At 61.1% G+C, this 24597-nt stretch carries 22 protein-coding genes and 1 pseudogene; 22 read left to right on the forward strand and 1 reads right to left on the reverse strand.

The genetic code is table 11. The features are described 5' to 3' along the window. Positions 1-56 precede the first annotated feature (56 nt). The 20 genes and pseudogenes from groES to RBR25_RS05180 all read left to right on the forward strand — a co-directional run bounded on the left by groES (position 57) and on the right by RBR25_RS05180 (position 19807). A complete protein-coding gene (gene groES, locus RBR25_RS05085; protein WP_432818456.1) occupies positions 57-347 on the forward strand; it encodes a co-chaperone GroES in 291 nt (96 codons plus the stop codon). A 45-nt stretch (positions 348-392) separates the two neighbouring features. Continuing rightward, a complete protein-coding gene (groL, locus tag RBR25_RS05090) occupies positions 393-2027 on the forward strand; it encodes a chaperonin GroEL (RefSeq protein WP_432818457.1) in 1635 nt (544 codons plus the stop codon). Positions 2028-2129: 102 nt separating this feature from the next. Then, positions 2130-2324, forward strand: a pseudogene (locus RBR25_RS05095) (hypothetical protein); the annotation flags it as partial. A gap of 32 nt (positions 2325-2356) precedes the next feature. After that, positions 2357-2566, forward strand: coding sequence for a hypothetical protein (locus tag RBR25_RS05100; RefSeq protein WP_432818458.1), 210 nt, complete (start codon positions 2357-2359; stop codon positions 2564-2566). A gap of 124 nt (positions 2567-2690) precedes the next feature. Beyond that, positions 2691-4592 (forward strand): molecular chaperone HtpG, encoded by a 1902-nt coding sequence (gene htpG / locus RBR25_RS05105; RefSeq protein WP_432818459.1) that lies wholly within the window; start codon positions 2691-2693, stop codon positions 4590-4592. A 274-nt stretch (positions 4593-4866) separates the two neighbouring features. Further along, positions 4867-5415: a CDP-alcohol phosphatidyltransferase family protein gene (locus RBR25_RS05110; protein ID WP_432818460.1), complete on the forward strand. Its 549-nt coding sequence runs from the start codon at positions 4867-4869 to the stop codon at positions 5413-5415. 349 nt (positions 5416-5764) lie between these two features. Then, a complete protein-coding gene (locus RBR25_RS05115; RefSeq protein ID WP_432818461.1) occupies positions 5765-7150 on the forward strand; it encodes a penicillin-binding transpeptidase domain-containing protein in 1386 nt (461 codons plus the stop codon). A gap of 12 nt (positions 7151-7162) precedes the next feature. Beyond that, positions 7163-7594, forward strand: a complete 432-nt coding sequence (locus RBR25_RS05120; RefSeq protein WP_432818462.1) for a nucleotidyltransferase substrate binding protein — start codon at positions 7163-7165, stop codon at positions 7592-7594. Next, the gene (locus RBR25_RS05125) at positions 7587-7907 is read left to right on the forward strand and encodes a nucleotidyltransferase family protein (RefSeq protein WP_432818463.1); all 321 of its coding nucleotides are present in this window, start codon (positions 7587-7589) and stop codon (positions 7905-7907) included. The genes RBR25_RS05120 and RBR25_RS05125 overlap by 8 nt, the downstream gene beginning before the upstream one ends. 24 nt (positions 7908-7931) lie before the next feature. Further along, positions 7932-9197, forward strand: a complete 1266-nt coding sequence (locus RBR25_RS05130) for a B12-binding domain-containing radical SAM protein (RefSeq protein ID WP_432818464.1) — start codon at positions 7932-7934, stop codon at positions 9195-9197. Then, a complete protein-coding gene (locus tag RBR25_RS05135; RefSeq protein ID WP_432818465.1) occupies positions 9194-10567 on the forward strand; it encodes a lipid biosynthesis B12-binding/radical SAM protein in 1374 nt (457 codons plus the stop codon). The genes RBR25_RS05130 and RBR25_RS05135 overlap by 4 nt, the downstream gene beginning before the upstream one ends. Next, entirely contained in the window at positions 10554-11996 is a 1443-nt protein-coding gene (locus RBR25_RS05140) for a B12-binding domain-containing radical SAM protein (protein WP_432818466.1), read from the forward strand. The genes RBR25_RS05135 and RBR25_RS05140 overlap by 14 nt, the downstream gene beginning before the upstream one ends. A 184-nt stretch (positions 11997-12180) precedes the next feature. Beyond that, positions 12181-13566: an Eco57I restriction-modification methylase domain-containing protein gene (locus RBR25_RS05145; RefSeq protein WP_432818510.1), complete on the forward strand. Its 1386-nt coding sequence runs from the start codon at positions 12181-12183 to the stop codon at positions 13564-13566. Continuing rightward, positions 13553-14500: a BsuBI/PstI family type II restriction endonuclease gene (locus tag RBR25_RS05150; RefSeq protein WP_432818467.1), complete on the forward strand. Its 948-nt coding sequence runs from the start codon at positions 13553-13555 to the stop codon at positions 14498-14500. Before RBR25_RS05145 ends, RBR25_RS05150 begins: the two co-directional genes overlap by 14 nt. Before the next feature lie 7 nt (positions 14501-14507). After that, positions 14508-15662: a DUF2062 domain-containing protein gene (locus RBR25_RS05155; RefSeq protein ID WP_432818468.1), complete on the forward strand. Its 1155-nt coding sequence runs from the start codon at positions 14508-14510 to the stop codon at positions 15660-15662. Continuing rightward, positions 15649-16590 (forward strand): lysophospholipid acyltransferase family protein, encoded by a 942-nt coding sequence (locus tag RBR25_RS05160; protein WP_432818469.1) that lies wholly within the window; start codon positions 15649-15651, stop codon positions 16588-16590. Before RBR25_RS05155 ends, RBR25_RS05160 begins: the two co-directional genes overlap by 14 nt. Before the next feature lie 23 nt (positions 16591-16613). After that, entirely contained in the window at positions 16614-16868 is a 255-nt protein-coding gene (locus tag RBR25_RS05165; protein ID WP_432818470.1) for a phosphopantetheine-binding protein, read from the forward strand. After that, positions 16865-18043, forward strand: coding sequence for a beta-ketoacyl-[acyl-carrier-protein] synthase family protein (locus RBR25_RS05170; protein WP_432818471.1), 1179 nt, complete (start codon positions 16865-16867; stop codon positions 18041-18043). Before RBR25_RS05165 ends, RBR25_RS05170 begins: the two co-directional genes overlap by 4 nt. A 46-nt stretch (positions 18044-18089) precedes the next feature. Next, positions 18090-19130: a beta-ketoacyl synthase N-terminal-like domain-containing protein gene (locus RBR25_RS05175; RefSeq protein WP_432818472.1), complete on the forward strand. Its 1041-nt coding sequence runs from the start codon at positions 18090-18092 to the stop codon at positions 19128-19130. Between the two features lie 170 nt (positions 19131-19300). Further along, a complete protein-coding gene (locus tag RBR25_RS05180) occupies positions 19301-19807 on the forward strand; it encodes a hypothetical protein (RefSeq protein WP_432818473.1) in 507 nt (168 codons plus the stop codon). Between the two features lie 52 nt (positions 19808-19859). Here the strand turns inward: RBR25_RS05180 and RBR25_RS05185 are convergent, their stop codons facing one another. Next, the gene (locus RBR25_RS05185) at positions 19860-20087 is read right to left on the reverse strand and encodes a hypothetical protein (protein ID WP_432818474.1); all 228 of its coding nucleotides are present in this window, start codon (positions 20085-20087) and stop codon (positions 19860-19862) included. A 272-nt stretch (positions 20088-20359) separates the two neighbouring features. Between RBR25_RS05185 and RBR25_RS05190 the strand changes: the two genes are divergently transcribed. Both RBR25_RS05190 and RBR25_RS05195 read left to right on the forward strand, forming a co-directional pair. After that, positions 20360-20905 carry an O-acetyl-ADP-ribose deacetylase gene (locus tag RBR25_RS05190; protein WP_432818475.1) on the forward strand — a complete coding sequence of 182 codons (546 nt, stop codon included), beginning with the start codon at positions 20360-20362 and terminating at the stop codon, positions 20903-20905. Next, positions 20902-24576 (forward strand): DUF748 domain-containing protein, encoded by a 3675-nt coding sequence (locus tag RBR25_RS05195; protein WP_432818476.1) that lies wholly within the window; start codon positions 20902-20904, stop codon positions 24574-24576. Before RBR25_RS05190 ends, RBR25_RS05195 begins: the two co-directional genes overlap by 4 nt. The last annotated feature ends 21 nt before the right edge of the window (positions 24577-24597 follow it).

Here is a 24597-nt window from a genome sequence, read left to right on the forward strand (position 1 = left end):
TTCGATCGGGAACATCCCGAAAACTTTATCCAACAGGTCAGAAAGGAGAGAAAAACATGAACATCAGACCGCTGCAAGATCGTCTCATCGTCAAGCGCATCGAAGAGGAAACCAAGACGGCCGGAGGGTTGATCATTCCCGACACCGCCAAGGAAAAGCCGCAGATGGGCGAAGTCGTCGCCGCCGGGAACGGCAAGAAGACTGATGACGGCAAGGTCCTGCCCTTGGATGTGAAGGTTGGCGACAAGGTCCTCTTCGGCAAGTATGCCGGCACCGAAATCAAGGTCGAAGGGAAGGAATTCCTGATGATGCGCGAGGACGACATCCTCGGCGTCGTCGAGAAGTAATTCCCCCCCTATCATTTCAATCACGTGACAAGGAGATAGAGAATAATGGCAGCCAAAGAAATCAAGTTTTCCCAGGACGCCCGCAACAGCATCCTCAAAGGGGTCAACCTGCTGGCCGAAGCCGTCAAGGCCACCCTCGGTCCCAAGGGCCGCAATGTCGTCATCGATAAGTCCTTCGGCGCGCCCCTGATCACCAAGGACGGCGTCACCGTCGCCAAGGAGATCGAACTGGAAGACCGCTTCGAGAACATGGGCGCCCAACTGGTCAAGGAAGTCGCTTCCAAGACCTCGGACGTCGCCGGCGACGGCACCACCACCGCCACCGTTCTTGCCCAGGCCATCTACCGTGAAGGGGTCAAGCTGGTTTCCGCCGGGCACAACCCGATGGAGATCAAACGCGGCATCGACAAGGCCGTGGAAGTTGCCGTGGCCAGCCTGAAAGAGCTTTCGAAGCCGATCAAAGACCACAAGGAAATCGCCCAGGTCGGCACCATTTCGGCGAACAGCGACGCCACCATCGGCAACATCCTCGCCGAGGCTATGGAGAAGGTCGGCAAGGAAGGGGTCATCACCGTCGAGGAAGCCAAGTCGATGGAAACCACCCTGGAGACCGTCGAGGGGATGCAGTTCGACCGCGGCTACCTCTCCCCCTACTTCATCAGCGACCCGGATCGTATGGAAGCCGTCATCGAAAACGGTCTGATCCTCATCTACGACAAGAAGATCAGCAACATGCGCGATCTGCTGCCGGTTCTTGAGCCGGTCGCCAAGCAGGGCCGTCCGCTCCTGATCATCGCCGAGGACATCGAAGGTGAGGCGCTGGCCACCCTGGTGGTCAACAAGCTGCGCGGGACCCTCAATATCGCCGCCGTCAAAGCCCCCGGCTTCGGCGATCGCCGCAAGGCCATGCTCGAAGACATCGCCGTTTTGACCGGCGGCACCGTCATCTCCGAGGAGATGGGTCACAAGCTGGAGAACGCTACCCTCGACATGCTCGGGACCGCCAAGCGCATCGTCGTCGACAAGGACAACACCACCATCATCGATGGTGCCGGTGAAGAATCCGCCATCGCCGCTCGGGTCAAGGCGATTCGTGTCCAGATCGAGGAGACCGCCAGCGACTACGACCGCGAGAAGCTTCAGGAGCGCCTGGCCAAGCTGGTCGGCGGCGTGGCGGTAGTTAAAGTCGGTGCCGCGACCGAAACCGAGATGAAGGAGAAGAAGGCCCGCGTCGAGGACGCCCTGCACGCTACCCGCGCGGCGGTCGAGGAAGGCATCGTTCCTGGCGGCGGCGTCGCCCTGATTCGCGCCATCGCGGCCGTCGAGAAGGTTACGTTGGAAGGCGAGCAGAAGTTCGGCGTCAACATCGTCAAACGCGCTCTCGAAGAGCCGCTGCGCCAGATCGCCGCCAACGCCGGCCTCGAAGGCTCCATCGTCGTCAACGAAGTCATGAAGAAGGGCGACGCCTACGGCCTCAACGCCGCCACCGACGAATACTGCGACATGATCCAGGCGGGCATCATCGATCCCACCAAGGTCACCCGCAGCGCCCTGCAGAATGCCGCTTCCGTGGCTGGTCTGATGCTAACCACCGAGGCCGCCATCGCCGATCTGCCCAAGAAGGAAGAAGCGATGCCCGCCATGCCCGGCGGCATGGGCGGCATGGGCGGCATGATGTGATCTGATCCCCCCAGGCTGTAAGTATCGACAACGACGCCCCCCGTTCCGCTTCCGGAGCGGGGGGCGTTCGTCATTTTCCTTCTCTTCGCGCGAGGCCGAACCATGCCCAAGGAACTCAAGCGCTCCGTCTGCCCCTACGATTGCCCCGATGTCTGCGGCTTGCTGGTGGAGGTGGAAGAGGGCCGCGCGCTTAAGGTTGCCGGTGATCCGGAACATCCCCATACGCGCGGTTTTCTCTGCCCGAAGATGAACCGTTATCAGGAAACCGTCCATTCGCTGCGCCGCCTGACCACGCCGCCGCGCGTGGATTGCGGGACGAAGCGGAGGTTATGGCTTACAACGAGCTGGGGGAAGTGCGTTTCATTTTGAGGATAGACAGCGCGGTTCCGGCCGATGTGGTGGTGGTGGCGGCGGGGGTCTGGTGGCGGGAATTCGCGCCGGGCGAGCGCACGGTGAACGCCCTCACCTCCCAGCGTCTCACCGACCAGGGGGAGGGGAGTACCTTTTACGACAACCGGGTGGAGGTCCGCCCGGCTTGAGCGCCGGCGGGAAACGACCCCGCGAATTTCCGGCCCGCGGGTTGACATCGACGGCGACCGTGCTTATCTTGACCGCCGGTTTCGCTCATTCATCCCATTCATTCCCACAGGAGGCAGCGACATAATGACCGCCAACAAGCATGAATTCAAAGCCGAGGTCAACAAGATTCTCGACCTGATGATCCACTCCCTCTACTCGCACAAGGAAATCTTCCTGCGCGAGTTGATCTCCAACGCCTCGGATGCCATCGACAAGGCCCGCTATCAGGCACTGACCGACAAATCCCTGCTTGAAGGCGGCGAGGACTGGAAGATCGAGCTGATCCCCGACAAAGCGGCCGGAACCCTGACGGTACGGGACAACGGCATCGGCATGAGCCGCGACGAGGCGGCCGAGGCGCTCGGCACCATCGCCCACTCGGGGACCAAGGAGTTCATGAAGCTGCTGGAGAGCCGCGAGGTCAAGGATAATCCCGAACTCATCGGCCAGTTCGGGGTCGGTTTCTATTCGGCCTTCATGGTCGCCGACCAGGTCAGCGTCCTCACCCGCAAGGCCGGGGCGGACGCCGGCCACGCCGTGCGTTGGGAGTCCAACGCCGACGGCACCTATACCCTGGAAGACGCCGAAAAGGCGGGCAAGGGGACGGACGTCATCCTCAAACTCAAGGACGACGCCAAGGAATTTCTCGAAGAGTGGGAACTGCGCAAGATCGTCAAGCAGTATTCGGATTTCATCGAATATCCGGTGGTCATGAACGTGACCCGTTCCAAACCCGATCCCGATGACAAAGAGAAGACCGTCAGCGAAACGACGGAGGAGACCCTCAACTCGCGCAAGGCGATCTGGCTTAAGGACAAGGCCGAGATCACCGCCGAGGAATACAACGAATTCTACAAGCACATCTCCCACGACTTCAGTGATCCGGCGCGGGTGATCCACTATCGCGCCGAGGGGACCACCGAGTTCTCGGCCCTGCTCTACCTGCCAAGCAAGCGCCCCTTCGACATCTTCTATCAGGATTACAAGATCGGCCCGACCCTCTACGTGCGCCGGGTGCAGATCATGGATCACTGCGAGGCGATGCTGCCGACCTATTTGCGCTTTGTGCGCGGCGTGGTGGAATCTTCCGATCTGCCTCTCAACGTCAGCCGGGAAATCCTTCAGGACAACAAGACCGTCACGGTTATCAAGAAGAGCCTGACCAAGAAGATCCTCGACACCCTGGCCGAGATGAAGCGCGACGATGCCGAGGCTTACGGCGCCTTCTACGAGCAGTTCGGCCGCATCCTCAAGGAAGGCATCCATCACGATTTCGAGCGCCGGGAAACCATCGCCGACCTGCTCCTTTTCGAATCGACCAAGACCGAGCCCGGCAAGAAGATTACCCTGGCCGAGTACGTTGAGCGCATGCAGCCGGAGCAGAAGGAGATCTACTACATCACCGGTCCCGACCGTGCCGCCGTCGAGTCCTCCCCCTACCTGGAGGTCTTCAAGGAAAAAGAGATCGAAGTGCTGATCATGACCGACGACTTCGACGACATCATCATCAGCGGCCTCGGTGTCTATAAAGAGAAGGAATTCCAGTCGGCGATCAAGGGCGACCTCGACCTAGGGGACGCCAAGAAGGAGGAAAAACAGAAAGAATTCGGCGATCTGCTCGAACTGATGAAGGACGAGTTGAAAGATCTGGTCGCCGCCGTGCGCGTCTCCGGGCGGCTGAAGGATTCGGCGGTCTGTCTGGTCGCCGGCGAGCACGACCTCGACCCGAAGATGGTCAAGATGTTCCAGGCCATGGGCCAGGAAGTACCCAAGGGCCAGCGGGTGCTGGAGGTCAACCCCGATCACGAGTTGATCGCGCGCATGAAGGGGATTTTTGCCGCCGACAAGGAGAGCCCCCGGCTCAAGGAATATGTCGGCCTGCTCTACGATCAAGCCCTGCTTCTTGAAGGAGAAGCGCCGCGCAACCCGGTCGCCTTCGCCAAGGCCCTGTCGAAACTCATGGCCGAAGGGGCGGGCGAGAACTGAGGCTCGGTTTGAGTCTGGGATGAAAAGCGGCGGAGTCGGGTCAGTGACCCGGCTCCGCCGTTGCTGTTTTTAGGGATTGTACCGGTCTTTTCTATTCAAGGGAGCGATCAAAAAGAGTTCTTCCTCGCTTTTTATACGCTGGTTTCGGTGTTTTTCGCCTCGATCATCTCGCCCTCGTCGTTCTCATCATTGGCATCACGAAAAAATCCGGCATACTTGATTTTAGAGGGGTGCCGGAAGCGCATGGGCCGTGTCATCCCCGATTGGAGGGTGGATGAATCTTCCCAATGCGATCAGCCTGTTGCGCATCCTTCTGGTGGCGCCCTTTCTCGTGGCAGTCATCTATCGCCACTATCCCCTGGCTTTGGGGATTTTTCTCTTGGCGGGATTCTCCGATTTTCTCGACGGCTTTCTGGCTCGCCGCCTGGGGCAGAAATCCCTCCTCGGCGCCTTTCTCGATCCCCTGGGGGATCGCTTGCTGACCACCGTCGCTTATGTATCTCTGGCCATTCAGGATTTACTGCCTCCGTGGCTGGCGGTGACGGTGGTCGCCAAGGATCTCTACGTGGCCATCGGTGCCGCCATCCTCTATGTCGCCGGCTACCGTTTCGTCGCCGCCGCCAGCCTCTGGGGGAAGTTGGCGACGCTTTTGCAGTTTCTGACAACCGCCCTGATTCTTTTGGCGGTAGTCGGTTTCTTCCCCCGGTCGCTCTTTCCCCTATTCCTCCTGACCGGTCTGATCACCATCGTCGCCTGCCTTGATTACATCCGTCAGGGGGTGCGGCTTTTCAGTCTCCACCCCGATCGGGGAGGGGAGGGATGACGGCTTTGCCCCGGGCTTCCGGCGTGGTCGCTGAGGTTTTTGTCCGTCGCGATCTTTTCCCCCGAAAGCGGATTTTTTAATGCATCGTGGTGGGAAGTTGGTGTAATCTGCTCGGGTTACCGTACGTTTTCCAAAGATCTCTATGGTTGATTGACACATCAGGCCCCGCCGATTTTCTCCTGTCAGGCTGCTCATGTCCTTTTCAAAAAAATCGTGGTCCCGTCCTACCCAGGTCGGCAGTTGGCGCGACTATCAGTCTTCCCTCCCCAAACATTATCCCCGTTGTGCTTGGCCGCGCGACCGGAAGCGGCGGATTTCCCCTGTCGCTCCAATCGTGGCGGGAGGGTTTGTGCTGCTGGCGCTCTTTGGCCTGTTCGGTTTTATGCGCGGCGACGGCGAAGCCCCCGCTCCGGTTGTCGCGGCGACGGCGTCGAATCCGGTGGATGCGATGGCGCAAACGCCGGCAGAGGAGGTTGTGCCGGCGGCTCAGGCGGCCGCTGAGCCAGCTTTGTCCTTGGCGGCAGACCCTTCGTCGGCGTCGGTGGTCGCGCCCCTGCCCGAGGTCGACGGACCGCTCAATCGGGAGCAGGTGCGGCACTTGCTCAATGGGCGGATGTTCGCTAACCTGACCGAGAAAAATCTGCTTCTGCCGGTCGCCGACGGCGTCTTGCAGGTGGAAACCAGCCTCGATCCCGATCTGCAGAACTTTCTCCTCGCCGGACTTGACCGCAAGAATTCCCGTCATCTCGGCATTGTCGTCATGGAACCCGTCAGTGGCCGAGTGCTGGCCCTGGTCGGTTTCGACCGCACCAACGCCGCGTGCAATCCCTGCCTGCAAAGCGAATTTCCCGCCGCCAGCCTCTTCAAGATCGTCACGGCGGCGACGGCGGTCGATCTGCTCGGTTATTCCGCCGACTCACCCATGCATTTCAACGGCGGCAAGCATACCCTCTACAAGGGGCAACTGACGGAACGGGTCGATCGCAATACCACCACCGTTCCCTTTGCCGAGGCTTTCGCCGATTCGATCAATCCGGTCTTCGGCAAACTTGGCGAACTGCGCCTGGGTCGGCCCCTGCTGGAAAGAGGCGCCGCTACTTTCGGCTTCAACCGACCTCTCGATTTTGACGTCAGTCTCCCCCCCAGCCATTTTCAGGTCAATGACGACCCCTATCACTGGGCAGAGATCGCCAGCGGCTTCAACCGGCAGACGACCCTCTCTCCGTTGCATGGCGCGGCGCTGGTCGCGGCGATTCTCAACGACGGACGGATGCCGCCGCAAACGGTCGTCGAGCGCATCGCCGACGAGGAGGGGGATTTCCTCTACCAGGCCGGACCGGTGCCGGGACGCCAGATTATGTCCCCGCGTGCCGCCGGGGAACTGAAGCGGATGATGGAGGCCACCGTCGCCACCGGCACCGCCCGCAAGGCCTTTCGCGGCCATGAGAAAGACGCGGTTCTGGGCAATCTGCGTCTCGGCGGCAAAACCGGTTCGATCAGTAACACCGCCCGCGATGTGCGTTACGACTGGTTTGTCGGCTATGCCAAGGAACGGCAGGGAGGGCGGCAGCTGGTGGTTTCGGTCATGGTTGGTCACGAGGATTTCATCGGCACCCGCGCCGGCGAATACGCCCGCCGGGCGATCAGCCACTATTTTTCCGCGCCCGCCGTGGTGACGGGATCTCTCCCCGGCAGTTTCGCGCCTCAGACCTCCGCTCCTGCCCCGGCCCTTTGAAGGTGTTTTCCCATGCCGTTGAACACCGCCCATTATGCGCGCTGTATCGATACGCTTGAATCGTCTCTGGTGTTGTTGCAGGGGGCGGCGTTGGGGTCCATCGAATATGAAATCTTCCGCAATGCGGTGGTTAAGGGCTTCGAGCTGACCTTGGAGACCGCTGGGAAGTTACTGCGCAAGGCGCTCAAGGACTATAGCGGCAATCCGCGCGAGGTGGATCGGCTCACCTTCAAGGAACTGCTGCGTCATGGGGGCAAGCATGGCCTGCTGAGCGTTGCCGCCGTGGAGCGCTGGTTCGACTACCGCGATAACCGAAACAGTATCGCGCATGACTATGGCGTCGCTTTTGCCGAGGAAACCCTCACCCTGTTGCCGGGGTTTATTGCCGACGCCCGCACTCTGGAAACCACCCTGCGGGAGCGGCTGGGGGGAGGCGATGCTTGAACTGCGACCTGAGTGGCTGGCCGGGGTGCGGCGGCTGCTCGCTCAATATGTGCCCGATGCGGAAGTACTCGCTTTTGGCAGCCGCGTCAACGGCAGCGCCCATGAAGGCAGTGATCTCGATCTGCTGATTCGTAACCCCGAAGCCCCCGAGCGTTCCCAGCCCCGCCTGAATCAATTGCGCACCGCTTTTGCGGAAAGTTCCCTGCCGATTCTTGTGGATCTTCTCGATTGGGCCGTGATCCCCGAGGATTTTCGCGCCGAGATTCGCAAGGGGCCGGTGGAGATTCTGCAACCGGGGCGCCGTCAGGATTAAACCAGAGTCAGGAAGGTCAAGTTCATGAAAATGCTGCTGATCTATCCCCGCTGGCCGAAGTTGGAGCGGCAGACCGAGTTTCACCTGCCGCCGCACGGGCCGGTGGTCTTCGCCGCGACGCTACCGCCCGAGGTGGAGGTCGAATTCGTCGACGAGAATCTGGAAACCGTCGATTTCAGCGCGAGCAGCGATCTGGTCGCCCTGTCGGTGATGCTCAGCTGCCAGCTTCCCCGTGCCTTTGAGATCGCCCGCCGTTTTCGCGAGCAGGGACGCACGGTGATCTTCGGTGGCATTGCCGTGATGCTCCACGCCGAGGAAGTTGCGCTTCATGCCGATGCCATTTTTCTCGGCGAAGCCGAAGGGCGCATGGCGGCGGTCATCGAGGATTTCCGGACCGGGCGACTGAAGCCGGTTTACGACTACATGAACAACCATCCGGACATCCACCTAGTTGGCACCGCCCGTCGCTCCATCCTCAATCGCGAGCTCTACAACTACCGAGGGGTGCAGATGCTTGATCTGGTTCACGCTTCTCGGGGTTGCAAGTTCAATTGTTTCCCCTGCTGCACCGGCTACCTTGGCGGCAAAAAGTTCCGGCCGCGGCCCATCGATCAAGTCATCGCCGAGATGGAGGCGATCGAGAACAACCGCCTCTTTATCGTCGACAACTCCCTGGCCCAGGATCGCCAGTGGCTGAAAGAGCTCTTCACGGCGATGATCCCGCTGAAGAAGAAATGGGTTTCCCACCCGATCCTTGACGATCCGGAAATCCTCAAACTGGCCGCCGACGCCGGCGCCTGGTATGTCTATCAGGCGGTCTTCGACACCTCCGACACTATCCGCAACCGCATCCGCCGCCTCAAGGAATACGGCATCGGCATCGAGGGGACGATCATCCTCGGCACCGACGACCAGGACGAGGACGCCATCAAGCGGCTGGTCGATTTCCTCATGGAGGTTGAACTCGACGTCGCTGAATTCACCATCATGACCCCCTTCCCCCACTCGCCGATCCGCGCCCAACTGGAGCGCGACGGGCGCATCCTCTCCAACAACTGGCTTGATTACAGCGCCGATAAGGTTGTCTTCCAACCGAAACGCATGACGCCGGAGAAATTGCAGGAGCTGTTCTATTATGCTTGGGACACTTTCTATGCCAACGGCGGCTACGCCCTGAGGATGGGGGAGTTGTTCAAGACCGTGATGCGTCGGGAGATGGACGACGGCACCTATCGCCGCTACAATCCCCGCACCCGGCGCGGTTTCCACGGCGTCCGAAAACAGGCATGAGCCGGGTTTTTCTCCTCTCCGCCAATGTCGTCACCGAACCCTATCCGGTCTATCCTCTGGGCATGGCGGTGATCGCCGGAGCCTTGGACCGTGCCGGGCATACCCTGCGCCAGTTTGATTTTCTTGCCGCCGGCCAGTCCGAAGAGGCGCTGCGCGCGGCCCTTCGGGATTTTGCTCCGGATTTCGTCTGCCTCTCCCTGCGCAACATCGACAACGTTGACTCCTTCGACGGTGAGGAGGGCTGGTATCTCGCCCGCACCCAGAGGCTGACGGCACTGGTGCGGGAGACGACGAAGGCGCCGCTGATCGTCGGCGGTCCGGCCTTCTCGATCATGCCCGAGGCGATTCTCGACTATTTCGGTGCCGACTGCGGCGTCGTTGGTGAAGGGGAGCGGGTCTTGGTGGGCTTGCTGGAGGATTGGGCGGCGGGGCGGTCGCTGCCGCGTCTGGCGAGCGAACCAGGGGCGGGGATTCCCGGAGCGGAGATGGCGGCGCCGCTGCTGGTGCCGGAGTTGGTGGAGTATTACCGCGAACGCTCGGGGATGGCCAATCTTCAAACCAAACGTGGCTGCCCCTTTCACTGCGCCTACTGCACCTATCCCGGTCTCGAAGGCAAGGTCTTTCGCTGCCGTCCGCCCGAGGCGGTGGTCGACGACATCGAGCGCCTGCACCGGGAACACGGCATCGACCATCTTTTTTTCACCGATTCCATCTTCAACGACCCGGTCGGTCATTACCTGACGGTCGCCGAAGAGATTCTGCGGCGCGGCGTACAGTTGCGTTGGAGTGCCTTCTTCCGTCCCCAGGGGCTTGGTTCCCCGGAACTGGCCCTGCTCAAACAATCCGGCCTCTACGCCCTGGAACTGGGGACCGACGCCGCCAGCGACGCGACCCTAGCTGGGCTCGGCAAGGATTTTTCCTTCGCCGAGGTTGAGGCGGTCAACCGCGCCTGCGTTGCCGCACGCCTCCCCTGCGCCCATTTCGTCATCTTCGGTGGTCCCGGTGAAACCGAGGCGACGGTGCGCGAAGGTCTCGCCAACCTGGAGCGGCTGGAACACACCGTGGTCTTTGCCTTTTCCGGTATCCGCCTGCTGAGCAAGGCCCCCCTGCACGCCCGCGCCATTCGCGAGGGGTTGGTGACGGCCGACCAGTCGCTGCTCCATCCCCTCTACTACTTCGCCCCCGGCCTCGACCGAGAATGGATGAACGCAACCATTGAACAGGCCTTTCATGGCTGTCGCGACCGCATCTTCCCCCCCTCCGAGGGGCAGAAACGCATGCAGGTGATGCAGCACTTCGGTTTTCGCGGACTGCTCTGGGACAGGCTGATCGCCTTCGACAGGCCGCGGAGGGGGCATGGCGGCCGCTGAACGCATCCTCTTGGTCCACCCCCTCGGCTACAGGGCGGAAGCCGCCGGGCGCGACATCTCGCGGCTGGCCAACATCATGCCTCCCTTGGGGCTGGCGAGCATCGCCGCCTGGCTGGAGCGGCAGGGCTGCGCCGTCGATCTCGTCGACTGCCATGCCCACCCCGATGCGGAAAGCCGCATCCATGAGCTTTTGCGCAGCGCACGGCCGGGCTGGATCGGTTTCAGTTGCACCACGTCCAGCTTCCTCGACGGTGTCCGCCTGGCGCGGCTGGCGAAAAGCGAACAGCCGGACATTCGCGCCGTCTTCGGCGGCCCTCACGTCTCGGCGCTAAAGGAGCGGGTGCTGACCGATTTCCCGGAGGTCGATGTCATCGTGGTCGGCGAGGGGGAAGAGACGCTGGCCGCGCTCCTCGCCTCCGGCGGCGAAAATCTCGCGGACATCCCCGGGGTGGTCTTCCGCGACGGCGGCGTACCGCGCTTCACCGGCTACCGGGAGCCGGGTCTGGAACTCGATAACCTGCCTTTTCCCGCCTACGAAAAGCTTGACGGCTACCCCAAGGCCTACCAGCTGCCGATCTTCAACTACCCCAAGGCGCCCAACAGCAGCTGCATCTCCAGCCGGGGTTGCCCCTACGCCTGCAGCTACTGCGACCGCTCGGTCTTCCGTCGCACCTTCCGCTACAATTCGGCCGACTACCTCTACGACCATCTGCGCTACCTGCGCGAGCGCTTCGGCGTGCGTCACGTCAACTTTTACGACGACCAGTTCACCTTCAACCGGGGGCGGATCGAAGCCCTGTGCCGGAAGCTCATCGATGAGCCCCTGGGGCTGACCTACAACTGCGCGGTGCGGGCCGAGCATGTCGACCCCGAACTTCTACGGCTGATGAAGGCCGCCGGCTGCTGGATGGCCAGCCTCGGCATCGAAACCGGCGACCCCGAGTTGCTGGCGAAACACCGGCAGAATCCCGATCTGGAGATGCTCGCCGAGAAGATTCGTCAGATCAAGGCGGCCGGCATTCGCGTCAAGGGGCTGCTGATGATGGGCCTTCCCGGCGAGAGCGAGGCGAGCATCCGCAAAAGTATGGATTACGTCTTTTCCCTGCCCATCGACGACTTCAACCTCTCCAAATTCACCCCCTTTCCGGGCACGCCGATCTACGAAAACGCCCGCGAACTCGGGACTTTCGACGAGGACTGGACGAAGATGGACTGCATGCACTTCCAGTTCGTCCCGAACGGCATGACCCGCGCGCGCCTGGAAGAACTCTTCACCCTCTACTACAAGAGCCATTTCCAGCGCCCGCAGGTACTCCTCGGCTATCTCGCCATGCTCTGGAAATCCCCCGATTCCTGGCGCCGCTTCGCTCTGAACCTGGGAAGTTTCCTGCGCTTCGCCCGCAGCAGCAAGCGCATTGATGAATCTTGAAAGAAATAGGTTTTACCGGCATGATTGTGACGTGTTTCTTCGATTTTGTCCCTGTCCCCTGCCACAGGAGATCCTTTTGCTGAAGACTATCGACAGCGTCAGACAACAGCTTTCCCCGCGACTTGATGCCCAGCGCAAATCCGAGTTCGGACAATTCTTAACCCCGGCGTCGGTGGCTCGGTTCATGGCCGAACTCTTTCCAAAAGGAGGAGGAACCTGCCGTCTTCTGGATGCTGGCGCGGGTGTTGGTGCTTTGACCAGTGCTTTTTTGGATCGCTGGGAACGCGGAGATATGAGGTTTTCCGATGTCGAGGTCGACGCCTACGAAATTGACCCCATTTTGCGACGCCATCTGCAAGAACATCTTGACTTTTACACTGGACGATTTCCGGTGCAAGTCAGAATTCATCAAGCCGATTACATTGAGGCCTCTGTGGATGAACTGGCTGGCGGATTTTTCGCGGGTACACCACACACCTTCACCCACGCTATCTTGAATCCCCCCTACAAAAAAATCAGTAGTGCCTCACGGCATCGGCGGCAGCTTCGGCGCGTCGGTATCGAAACGGTCAATCTCTATTCGGCGTTTGTCGCCCTAGCGACGGCGCAACTTGAAGAAGGTGGTCTCTTAGTAGCAATTATTCCGCGCAGCTTTTGTAATGGCCCTTATTATCGTCCCTTTCGAGAGTTTCTCTTGGAGCACACCGCATTGCGCCATATTCATCTTTTCGGGGCTCGCGACAAAGCCTTCAAAGAGGATTCGGTACTGCAAGAAAACGTGATTATTATGGTCGAACGAGGTGGCAAACAAGAGGCTGTTTGTATTTCGACGTCAACGGATGATGGCTTCGTCGATTACCAGGCAACGCCCATCACTTTTGACCGCGTTGTTTTGACGGGAGATAAGGAAAGGGTAATTCATATTCCAATAGATGGCGAAGATCAGCGGTGTCCCCTCTCCTCCATGTGCCGCTTTAATCTGGCCGAGTTGGGTGTGCAGATATCTACCGGGCCGGTGGTCGATTTTCGTTTGCGGGAACATCTGCGTGATAGCCCCGAGGCGGGGACCGTGCCGTTGCTCTATCCGAGTCATTTTGTCGCCGAAGGCATTGACTGGCCAAAGCCGCCTGGGAAAAAACCCAACGCCTTGGCACTACTGCCGGAAACGCAAAAATGGCTCTATCCTTTGGGATTTTACGTTGTCACTCGGCGTCTGTCGTCGAAAGAAGAGAAACGACGCATTGTCGCCAGTGTGGTGGACCCTGCCGCTTTTCCGGGATACGCGTGGCTCGGTTTTGAAAACCATTTGAATGTTTTCCACCAAGGCAAGCAGGGCATGCCCGAGAACCTAGCCCGAGGTCTGGCGGTTTTTCTCAATTCGACGGTAGTCGATGAGTCCTTTCGCTGTTTTAGCGGCCATACCCAGGTCAATGCCGCCGATTTGCGTTCGATGAAATACCCAAGTCAAGAAATTTTGCTTGCGTTAGGGCGTTGGGCCAAAACTCAAGGTGCAATGTCCCAGGCTGAAATTGACGAACAGGTGGAGGGGCTTATCCATGAATGCCATTGAGAAGAAAATTTCCCAAACATTGCGGGTTTTACAAGCGCTCGGTTTGCCCCGAGCCCAGCAGAACGAACGTTCGGCTCTCTGCCTGCTTGCGTTGCTGGATTTGGTGCCATCCAGGAAATGGAATGAAGCGAGAAATCCATTGATCGGTATCACACCCATCATGGACTGGGCGCGCCAACACTATGCCAAGGATTACGCTCCAAATACCCGTGAAACGGTGCGTCGCCAGACGATGCATCAATTTGTCGCGGCCGGACTGGCGCTTTATAACCCGGACCGGCCAGATCGTCCTGTCAACAGCCCTAAAGCGGTTTATCAGATCGAAGAAAATTTGCTGACATTACTGCGAACCTATGGCACCCGAAACTGGACGCGAAATCTCAAGTCCTATCTTGCCAAACGGCCGACCCTAGCGGAGCGCTATGCGAAGGAACGAAACCACGCCAGAATCCCGGTGCGAATTGCCTCGGGGCAGGAAATCAGCCTCAGCCCTGGAGCCCACAGTGAACTTATCCGTCGGATCATCGAGGAGTTTGCTCCCCGGTTCGTGCCGGGCGGCGCGCTGGTTTATGCCGGGGACACGGGAGAAAAATGGGGTTATTTTGACGAACACCTTCTATCCAAACTCGGAGTGACGGTTGATAGTCATGGCAAAATGCCGGATGTAATTTTCCATTATCCCCAGAAAAACTGGCTCTTGCTGGTCGAATCGGTCACCAGTCACGGACCGGTCGACGGTAAACGCCACGAAGAACTGGCTCAGCTTTTTTCTAGTTCAATAGCCGGATTGGTTTATGTTACAGCCTTTCCGAACCGATCGTTCATGGCACGCTACCTGCCGGAGATAGCCTGGGAAACCGAAGTTTGGGTGGCAGATGCGCCTTCGCACCTGATTCATTTCAACGGCGAACGTTTTCTCGGGCCGCATGTCTGAGCCAAGCGTGAACATCCTCATCGTCATCCCCGTCTACAACCACGCTGCGACTCTGCGGGCGGTGGTGGAAAAGGCGCTGGCGGTGCATCCCGAGGTGCTGGTGGTGGATGACGGCAGCAGCGACCGCCCCCTCGACACCCTGCACGGGCTCAAGGTGCGGATGGCGAGCCATCCCCTGAAACGGGGGAAGGGGGCGGCGATCATGACGGCGGCGCGTTTGGCCCTGAGGATGGGAATGAGCCACATCGTTACCCTCGATGCCGACGGCCAGCACGATCCGGCCGATTTTCCGAAGTTTGCTACGATGATCGCGGCGGAACCGATGGCGATCGTGGTCGGCACCCGGGATTTCACCGTTGCCAATGTGCCGGGTTCGTCCCGCTTCGGCCGCAAATTTTCCAACTTCTGGCTGCGCCTGCAGACCGGAAAGTCCTTGAGCGACACCCAGAGCGGCTTTCGCGCTTATCCGCTGGCGGTGTTCGACGGGCTCCGCTTGCGCCAGCGGCACTACGCCTTCGAGGTCGAGGTGCTGGTTCGGGCGGCCTGGGCCGGGGTGCCGCTGCGCGAGGTGCCGATTGCCGTCCATTATCCCCCTCCCGGCGAGCGTATCTCCCATTTCAAGGTCTTTCGCGACAATCTGCGGCTGACGCTGCTGAATACCCATCTGACCCTGCGTTCGGTCCTGCCTTGGCCACACCGCAAGCTGATTGCCGGCGAGGGCGGTGAACTCAAGGTCAGCGTCCTCCATCCCCTGCGTTCGATCCGAACCCTGCTCACCGAGCACGCTACCCCCGGACAGTTGGCGACGGCGGGGGCGGTGGGGGTCTTTCTCGGCGCGCTGCCGCTGATCGCCTGCCACACTCTGGCCATTCTCTTCGTCTCGTCCTTCTTCCGGCTCAACAAGGTGGCGGCGGTGGGGGCCAGTCAGCTCTGTATGCCTCCCCTCGTCCCGGCCCTCTGCATCGAGGCGGGCTATTACCTGCGTCACGGCGCATTTCTCACCGAAATCTCCCTGGAAACTCTCGGCTATCAGGGGCTGGAGCGCCTTTACGAATGGCTGCTCGGTGCGCTGTTGCTCGGGCCGATCCTGGCGCTGACGACGGCGGGGATCATCTTTATCATGGCCCGATTTCTGCTGAGGAGCGGCCGTGTCTCGAACTGAACCGGAACAGATCGCGCCTGCGAAGACATCCTGGCACAGCCGCAGCGTCGGCTCGCGCTTGCAGCACGGCATCTTCTATCTGCTGATTCACCTCGGCGGGCGGCGCGCCGCCTATTTTCTACTCTATTTCGTAATCGCCTACTATGCCCTGCTACGCCCCGATCTGCGGCGCAAGGGGGAACCCTACCTGCGCCGGCGTTTTCCCGAAGCGTCGTCGGGCGCTCTCTTCCGCCACGGCTGCCGGCTGCTTCTCGACTTCGGCAAGGTGCTGGTCGACCGGGCGGTGGTCGGCATTCTCGGCCCCGAGCGCATGGCGGTGCGACTGCACGGTCGGGAGGACTTGCTCGGTCTGCTCGCGGAGGGGAAGGGGCTGATCCTGATTGGTGCCCACGTCGGCTGCTGGCAGGCGGCGATGAGCGCCCTCGGTTTTCTCAGCACGCCGGTCAGCCTGCTGATGCAGCGGGAGGACGGCGACATCGACCGCCATTACTTCGAGCATGCCGGGCGTGAATGCCCCTATCGGATTATCGACCCCCGAGGGTTTCTTGGCGGCTCTCTGGAGATGCTTGACGTCCTCAAGCGCGGCGAGGTGCTGTCGGTGATGGGCGACCGCCTGCTCGGCAGCGACAAGAATGCCGTCACCGTCGATTTTCTCGGCGACCCGGTGCGCCTGCCGTTCAGCGCCTACAAGCTCGCCGCGACCACGGGCGCGCCCATCGCCGTCCTCTTTTCCGCCAAAACCGGCCCGGCGAGCTATGAACTGGAACTGGCCAAAGTCATCCGCGTGCCGGCCGTTGTCGGGCGCAGCGGCGCGGCCTTCGCCCCCTATGTGGCGGAATTCGCCGCCGCCCTGGAAAAATTCACCCGGGAGCACCCCTGCCAGTTTTTCAATTTTTTCGATATGTGGCAGTATGACCGGACCAAATAATTGAATGGAGAGGAGTTTCATATATGGACATCAAGGAACAGCTGAAGAAGATTCTGGTCGAGGAGCTGAACCTCGAAGACCTGACCCCCGAGGAGATCACCGACGATATGGCTCTCTTCGGCGAGGGTCTGGGGCTTGATTCCCTCGACGCGGTGGAGCTGGTGGTGCTGGTGCAGAAGCACTTCGGCGTCGAGATCAAGGATATGGAAGAAGGGCGCCCCGCTCTGCAGACCGTTGCTACCCTGGCGGCCTTCATCGAGAAAAAACGGCAGGGATGAAGCACCCGGTTCCGGTGGCCGTCACCGGCCTCGGCTGCATCTGCGCCGCCGGAAAGACCTTGCCGGAAACATTGGCGGCGCTTTTTCGCGGCGAGCGCGCTCCAGCGCCGTCGCGCCGTTTCGCTACCAGTTACCCGACTCCCTTCCCGGTTTTCGAGGTGACAGAGGACTTTGCCGGCCGCGACGATCTGTTGCGCACCAGTCTGCTCGCTCTGGCCGCCGCCGGCGAGGCCCTGGCCGATGCCGGTTGGAGCCGGGAGTCGCTGCGTCCCTTGCGGGTCGGGGTCTGTCTCGGTACCACCGTCGGCAGCGCCATGAACAACGAGGACTTCTACCGGGAATACCGGCAGGGCCAAGAACCGTCGCTGGCGCCGATCCGCCGCTTTCTCCACAGTAATCCGGCCGCAAGTCTGGCGAAGGAATACAGCTTCGACGGCCCCTGTCAGACCGTGGTCAACGCCTGTTCCTCCGGCAGCGACGCCGTCGGCCTGGCTGGGGCCTGGATTCGCGCCGGGATCTGCGACCTGGCCTTGGCTGGGGGCGCCGACGAGCTCTGTCGCACCACCTGCAACGGTTTTCACGCCCTGATGATCGCCTCCGATGCGCCGGTGACCCCCTTTGACCGCCGCCGTAAAGGGCTTAACCTCGGCGAGGGAGCCGGGGTGCTGGTGTTGGAGAGCGAAGCGCTGCGCAGCTCCCGTCCGGCGCGGGCTTTTCTGCGCGGCTATGGTGCGGCTTGTGACGCCTATCACCTGACCGCGCCCCATCCCGACGGGGCCGGACTCAAGCGGGCGCTCAGGGAGGCCCTGACCGAAGCTGGGGCGACGGCTCAGAATATCGCCTTCGTCAATGCCCACGGCACCGGCACGGTGGACAACGACCGGGTTGAAAGCCGGGTGCTGGCCGAAGTGCTGCCGAACGTCCCCTTTCTCTCCACCAAGGGCTACACCGGCCACACCCTCGGCGCCGCAGGCGGCATCGAAGCGGCCCTCACCGTCGCCTGTTTGGAACTTGGGAAAATCCCCGCCAGCATCGGCTTCGCCGAGCCCGATTCGGAACAGCGGGCAGTTCCGGTGACACGGACTACTACCGTTGCCGGCGACCTGGCGATTTCCCAGTCCCTGGCTTTCGGCGGCAACAACGCGGTGCTGGTCTTTGGGCGGGGGGCGCGGTAGAGGCGTATGGCCATACGCCCCTACGGATGATTGAAAGGGATTTTTTATGAACGGGATGGCCATTCAAGGCATCGGACTGGTCGGCGGTTTCGGCTGCGGACGGGATGCTTTCGCGGCGGCGCTTTCCAGCGGAGCGGCACCGACCCGTCCGGCGCCCTTCGCCGGTGGCGAGATACCGGCCCTGCTTGCCGACACTGCGCCGCTTACGCGTTTTGTCGACAAGCGTGCCCTGCGTCGCATCGATCATTTTTCCCGGCTGGCCCTGCTCGGTGCCCATCTCGCTCTGGAGGATGCCGGTCTTCCGGTGCCGGAGCGCGCGCGCCTGGGGCTGATTGTCGCCACCGGCTACGGTGCCACCGCCACCACCTTCGCTTTTCTCGACACCGTTCTCGACGGCGGCGACGCCCTCGCTTCACCGACCCACTTTTCCAGTTCCGTGCACAACGCCGCCGCTGCCCACACCGCTATTCTTCTCGGCATTACCGGCCCCAATCTCACCGTCAGCCAGTTCGAGATGTCCGTCCCCTCGGCCCTTTTCGCCGCCCAGGGCTGGCTGGCCGAGGGACGGGTCGACGCCGTTCTTTTCGGCGGGGTCGACGAGGCCTGTGCGGTGCTGCGCTACTGCTGGCACCGCTTCTTCCCCGAGCCATCGGACGTCATTCGCCCCTTCGAGTTCGATCGGCAAAGCGCCGTCCCCGGCGAGGGCGCGGCCTTTTTTCTCCTTACCGGCGATTCGGGTAAGGCCCGTTACGGGCGGATCACCGAGGTGCGCCAAGGCAACGCCGCTGTGCGGCCACCGCTGCTGGATGAGGCGCTCCTCTATCTGCTCGGCGCCGACGGCCATCGGGAATGCGGGGCGAGCTACCACCGCTATCTTCCCGCGTCGGCTCGGTGTGCCGCCTATGCTCCCAGCTATGGCAGCCTGCCGGTGGGCCCGGCCTTCGATCTGGTGGTGGCGGGTCTGGTCTGCCGGGACGACCGGCTTCCGTCCGGGGCAGGTGGAGAGGCTCTGGCCGGACGGGAGCTGTGCTGTCTCAAGTTCGGGCGCGGAGAAGATTACGGCGTGATTCGGGTGGCCCGGGATTGAAGGGCCGGGCCGCAGTCGCTTCTTTCAGAGGGTCATGGCGTCGGTACCAGCATCGACTGGTATCAGGTGATCCAGAAGTTCAATCAACAGATGGTCGACGCCGTTTCCCGCAAACTCGCCGAAACCGGCGGGCGGGGCTAACGCAAACGCCCAAAAAAAGGAGATTTCTCATGATGTTGCGAACCTTGTTGGCTCTTCTGATGCTGTTCACTCTCGGCGCCGGTATCGCCAGTGCCGATTTGGAGACCTATCTCAACAGTCTGAGCGCTTACGCGAGTGCCGATCTCGGACGTTTTCGCGCCGATCTTGGCACGCGCTTTGGCGCATCCGATGCCGATATCGACTTGGCGCTGCGGACCGTCTCCCGCCACGGCGACGCTGCTCTCACTTTGTGGCTGAGCAACCGCACGGGGCAGCCCATCGACGTGGTGTTGCGGGAATACCAAGCGCGCAAGGGACAGGGCTGGGGGGCGTTGGCTCAGAGTCTCGGCATCAAGCCCGGCTCGGCCGATTTCCACGCCCTTAAACGCGGCGACCTCGGTTGGCATCCCGACGGCAATGAGCGGCGCGACCGCCGGACTGACGATTACCGCGGGGATGAGGGTAAAGGGACGGATCAGCGCAAGGGAGACAAAGGTCGGGGGAAGGACAAAGGCAAGGGGCAGCGAAAGGATTAGCGATGCAACCAAAGACGGCGGGGCCTATGCCCCGCTTTTTTTTATACCACCGTCAGCAGAATCGTGGGGGAGGAACCCGTCCATCTGCTTCCGGGCGCAGTCCGTGTTTTTCGATCAGGCGCAGCAGCGTGCGCGTCAACAAGATCGTAACGATTTCGGCCCCTTCAGTTTTCAGGGTCGGACGCCCTTCGGAGGGAGTGGCGGGGAGAAAAGCGGCGTTGGTGCCGAGTTGGGCGAAATCCTCTTTGATGGTGTCAAAGTTGACGCAGGTTTTGACCAACTCCCGCAGGCTTTGCTTGCCGAGGCCGAGAACGACGTATGGCCGGTCAGGTCCGGGAGGTTGACTCTTTCGCGCGTTTGCCGGAGGGCATTTCCGGTTGATATCTAGAACACTTCGAGATTTTTTGTAGCGGTCAATTCCTTGTGAAACGCTAAGTTGCCGGCTTTGGTGGAAGTTTTTGGGGAGTGTTTCCGCGCTTTCGACGCATTGCATAAACGCCCGGATGCGTTAGGCTTTTAACTTAAAAGGAGATATCTATTGGGGAGACAGTCATGAAAGAAGCTACCGTGGAATGCTTGCGAGGCGATATCACCACCTTGGCGGTCGACGCCATCGTCAATGCCGCCAACAATAGTCTGCTCGGTGGTGGCGGGGTGGACGGCGCCATCCATCGTGCCGCCGGTCCGGATCTGCTGGCGGAGTGTTGCACCCTGGGGGGCTGTCCGACGGGGCAGGCGCGCATCACCGGCGGTCACCGTCTACCGGCCCGTTACGTCATCCATACCGTCGGGCCGGTCTGGCACGGCGGCAATCGGGGCGAGGATGCCCTGCTTGCTTCCTGTTACCGCGAAAGTCTGCACCTGGCGACGGAAAACGGGCTGCAAAGCATCGCTTTTCCCTCGATCAGCACCGGCGTCTACGGTTTTCCCATAGACCGGGCTTTCCGCATCGCGCTCAGGGAAATCCGCGACTTTCTGAAAGAAAAATCCACTTTGACGCGAATCCTTTTGATCTCTTTTTCCGCCGCCGATCTGCAAACCTGCCAAACGGCCTATGGCGAAATTTTCGGCGACAGCGCCATTGAGGAGGGGGGATGAAACGTTGGCTGAAATGGACGCTGGGGATTGTCGTCGGGTTGCTTATTTTGGGTGCGGTAACCCTGCTGGCGCTGCCGAATCTGGTGCGGCATTTCGGCGGCAACTGGCTGAAGGAAAATACCGGCCGGACCCTGACTCTGGGCGATCTTTCCCTGAACGTGCTGACCTGGAAACTGGTGGTGGAGGATTTCGCCCTCAGCGAACCGCACAGCGCTGAGCGCTTCGCCGGGCTGGAGCGCCTGGAAATTCAGGTCAGTCCTAAGTCGATCTTTGAAAAGGCGTTGATTGTCAACAAGTTCGATCTGGTCGCTCCCTACGCGCAGGTGATCAAGGAAGGCGAGGTTTTCAATTTTTCCGATTTCGCCGCTTCCGACAAGCCCGAGGAAGCTCCGCCGAAAGAGGCGGAGGAACCGGCCGAGCCCTTTCTCTTCTCCCTCAACAACCTGCGTATCCTCGACGGCGAGGCGCTGTACGTCGAGCGCAAGGAGGGGGCGGAGACCCAACGCCATACCCTGCGCGAACTGAATCTGGCTGTTCCGTTCATCGGCAATGTCCCGCACCTGCTCGACCAGTACATCACCCCGGCCCTGTCGCTGGTGCTGAACGACGCCCGGCTGCGCGGGGAAGGGCAACTCAAGCTCTTCACCGAGGCGGTGGAAGCCTCCGTCGATCTGCGCCTCAGCGACGTGGACATCCCTTTCTATCTCAAGCTGGTGCCCGCGCCCCTGCCGGTTCAGGTGCGTTCCGGCAGACTCGGTTCCGACCTGCAACTGGTCTATCGGGCGACGGCGGAGAAGGCGCCGGAGCTGGAGGTGGGGGGCAAGGTCCGGCTTTCGGCTCTCGATGTGGCCGAACCCTCTGGAGGCGATCTGGTGAAACTGCCCCAGGTCAATATCGATCTGGCGACCTCGCGGGTACTCGAAAATCAGGTGCTGCTCAACGGCGTCTACATTTACAGTCCCGAAATTACCCTGGATCGCAACCCGGCCGGCGAGCTGAACTTTGCCCAGCTGGGGCAACCAGCCGCCTCTTCAGGAGCGGAAAAAGCGACAGAGCCCGAGCCGAAACCGGCCGAAGCGGAGTCCGTCGCCGGGAAACAAGCCCCGTTTCTGGCGACGGTGAAGACCCTGCTGGTGAAAAACGGGCGCCTCGCCTTCCGCGATGCCGTTCCCGAAGGAGGCTTTAGGCGCGATATCCGTGACCTCGATCTCACCGTCAAGGATTTTTCCACGGCTCCAAAGCAGCGGGCGTCCTATGTCCTTTCCCTGAAGACCGATCAGGAAGAAGAGGTCAAAATCGACGGCGGGCTGGTACTCGAACCCCTGGCGGTGGAGACGTCCGTCGATCTCTCCGGGCTCGGGCTGGAGGGTTATTATCCCTACCTCAAGCCCTTTCTCAACCACCCCGTTTCCGGTGCCGCCGCCGTCACGGCCGGTCTCGATTTCCGCGACGGGGTTATCCGCGTCGCCGATGGCGTTCTCGACCTGCGCAACCTGCACGTTCCCTTTGGCGGCAACGAGGGTTTGAAGCTGGCCCAGGTGCGGGTGGCGGGCGTCGGCTTCGACGGCGGCAAAAACCGCCTCGATATCGCCAAGATCGATTTGGCCGACGGCGGCGCGACCCTGTCCATGAGCCCGGAAGGGCGGATTTCCGCGCTCAACCTGCTGCGGGAAAGCGAGCCGGAAACGGCTTCCGCGCCAAGAAAAAAGGCCAAGGCCGGCAAATCTGAAGGAACGGCGCAGCCCTTCCGGTATCACATGGAGGAAATCACCGCCCGCAAGCTGCGTATTGATTTCACCGACAAAATGCCGAAGAAACCGGCGCGCCATGTGCTGGCCGGGCTTGACCTCTCCCTCAAAAACCTGGCTGGGCCGGAGGCCGTGGTCAGCCCCTTCCGCCTGAAAAGTTCCTATAACAAAGGCGGATATTTGAACCTTTCCGGCGATGTGGTCGCGGCCACCGGCAAGCTCAATCTGCACAGCCGCCTGAAGGGGATCGCTCTGACCGATTTCGTCCCCTATTTCCCCGATTCGGTGCGGATGGTTTTGGCCGACGGTCAGCTCGACACCGATTTGAAGGTCAAGCTCCATCCGCAGAAGGGCGGGCTCACCGGGGCTTTTTCCGGCAATCTCGGCATCCGCAACTTCTATGGCCTCGACGGTGAGCATCGCGAGGAACTGCTGCGTTGGGGGAGTTTGCAGATTGACGACATTGCCGGGGATATCCAGCCCTTTGCCCTGCATATCGGCGGTATCGCCCTGAGCGACTACACGGCGCGCATTGTTATCGACGAACAGGGTCTGCTCAACTTGAATGGTATCGTCGCCGCCGATGAGCCGGAAGCCGTTCCCGGGGAAGCCGGGGCCGATTCCGTACCGGCGGAGGCCGAACCGGCGAAGCCCGATAAAGCCGTCGCGGTCGTCGAACCGGCGCCATTGGAAAGCGCACCCGCCGAACCGGGCCCGGAAATCGCCATCGACGCCATCACCCTGCAAGGGGGTACCGTCTCCTTCACCGACCGGCAGATGCAGCCGGCTTTCGCCACCACCATGTATCAACTCGGCGGCAAGATCGGCCGCATTTCCACCTCGGGGGCGGAACCGGCCGAGGTCGATTTGCGCGGGCATCTGGAAAATCTCTCACCCCTGCAGATTTCCGGGCAGATCAATCCCCTGGCGCAGGAGCTCTTCGCCGACATCAAGCTCAGCTTCAAGGATATCGAACTCTCGCCGGCGACCCCCTACACCGGCACCTATCTCGGCTACACGGTGGAAAAGGGGAAGTTGACCCTCGATCTCGAATACAAAATTGCCGAAAAGGCCTTGCAGGCCCAGAACCGGGTGCTAATCGACCAGTTCACGTTTGGCGATGAGGTGGAGAGCGAGCAGGCGGTCAATCTGCCGGTCAAGCTGGCGGTGGCCCTGCTCAAGGATCGCAACGGCGCCATCAAACTCGATATTCCGGTCGCCGGGCGCACCGATGACCCGGAATTCAGCGTCTTTTCGGTGGTCTTGACGGTGCTGAAAAATCTGCTAATCAAGGCGGCGACCTCGCCCCTCTCCCTGTTGCAGTCGGCCTTCGGCGGCGGTGGCGAGGAAGTCACGGCGGCGGTCTTCCCTTTCGGCAGTTCGGCGCTGCTTCCGGCTGAAGAGCAGAAGCTCGATACCCTGGCGGCCATGCTCAAGGACCGTCCGGCGTTGCGTCTGGAACTCGCCGGTTTCGTCGATGCCGAAAAAGATCCGGAAGGGTATCGCAAAGAACTTCTGGAACAGCGGCTGCGCAAGGCGAAATTCCTCGAACTGGTGGACGAAAAAGAGAATTTGCCGGGACAGACCGAGGCGAACGTAGAGATTCTTCCGGAGGAGCGGGAGCGCTATCTGGAAGAAGTCTACGACCGCGCCGATTTTCCCAAACCGCGCAACGTGCTGGGGCTGAATAAAAGCCTGCCGGCGGAAGAGATGGAGAAGCTGATTCTGGCCAATACCGACGTGGGCCCGCCGCAACTGCAAGCTTTGGCCAAGGCACGGATGGCGGCGGTGGTGAATTATCTGACCGGCCCCGGCGGACTGCCGGCGGATCGTCTCTTTCAGACCCTGCCCGATATCGAAAAGAAGCCGAAAGAAAAAGAGGCCACCGGGAATCGGGTGGAATTCGACGTGGTCGCCCGCTGATGTCGCAATGCCCCCATCGCC

This window comes from Trichloromonas sp. (assembly GCF_034006665.1).
In the GTDB taxonomy this organism is placed as follows: Bacteria; Desulfobacterota; Desulfuromonadia; order Desulfuromonadales; family Trichloromonadaceae; genus Trichloromonas.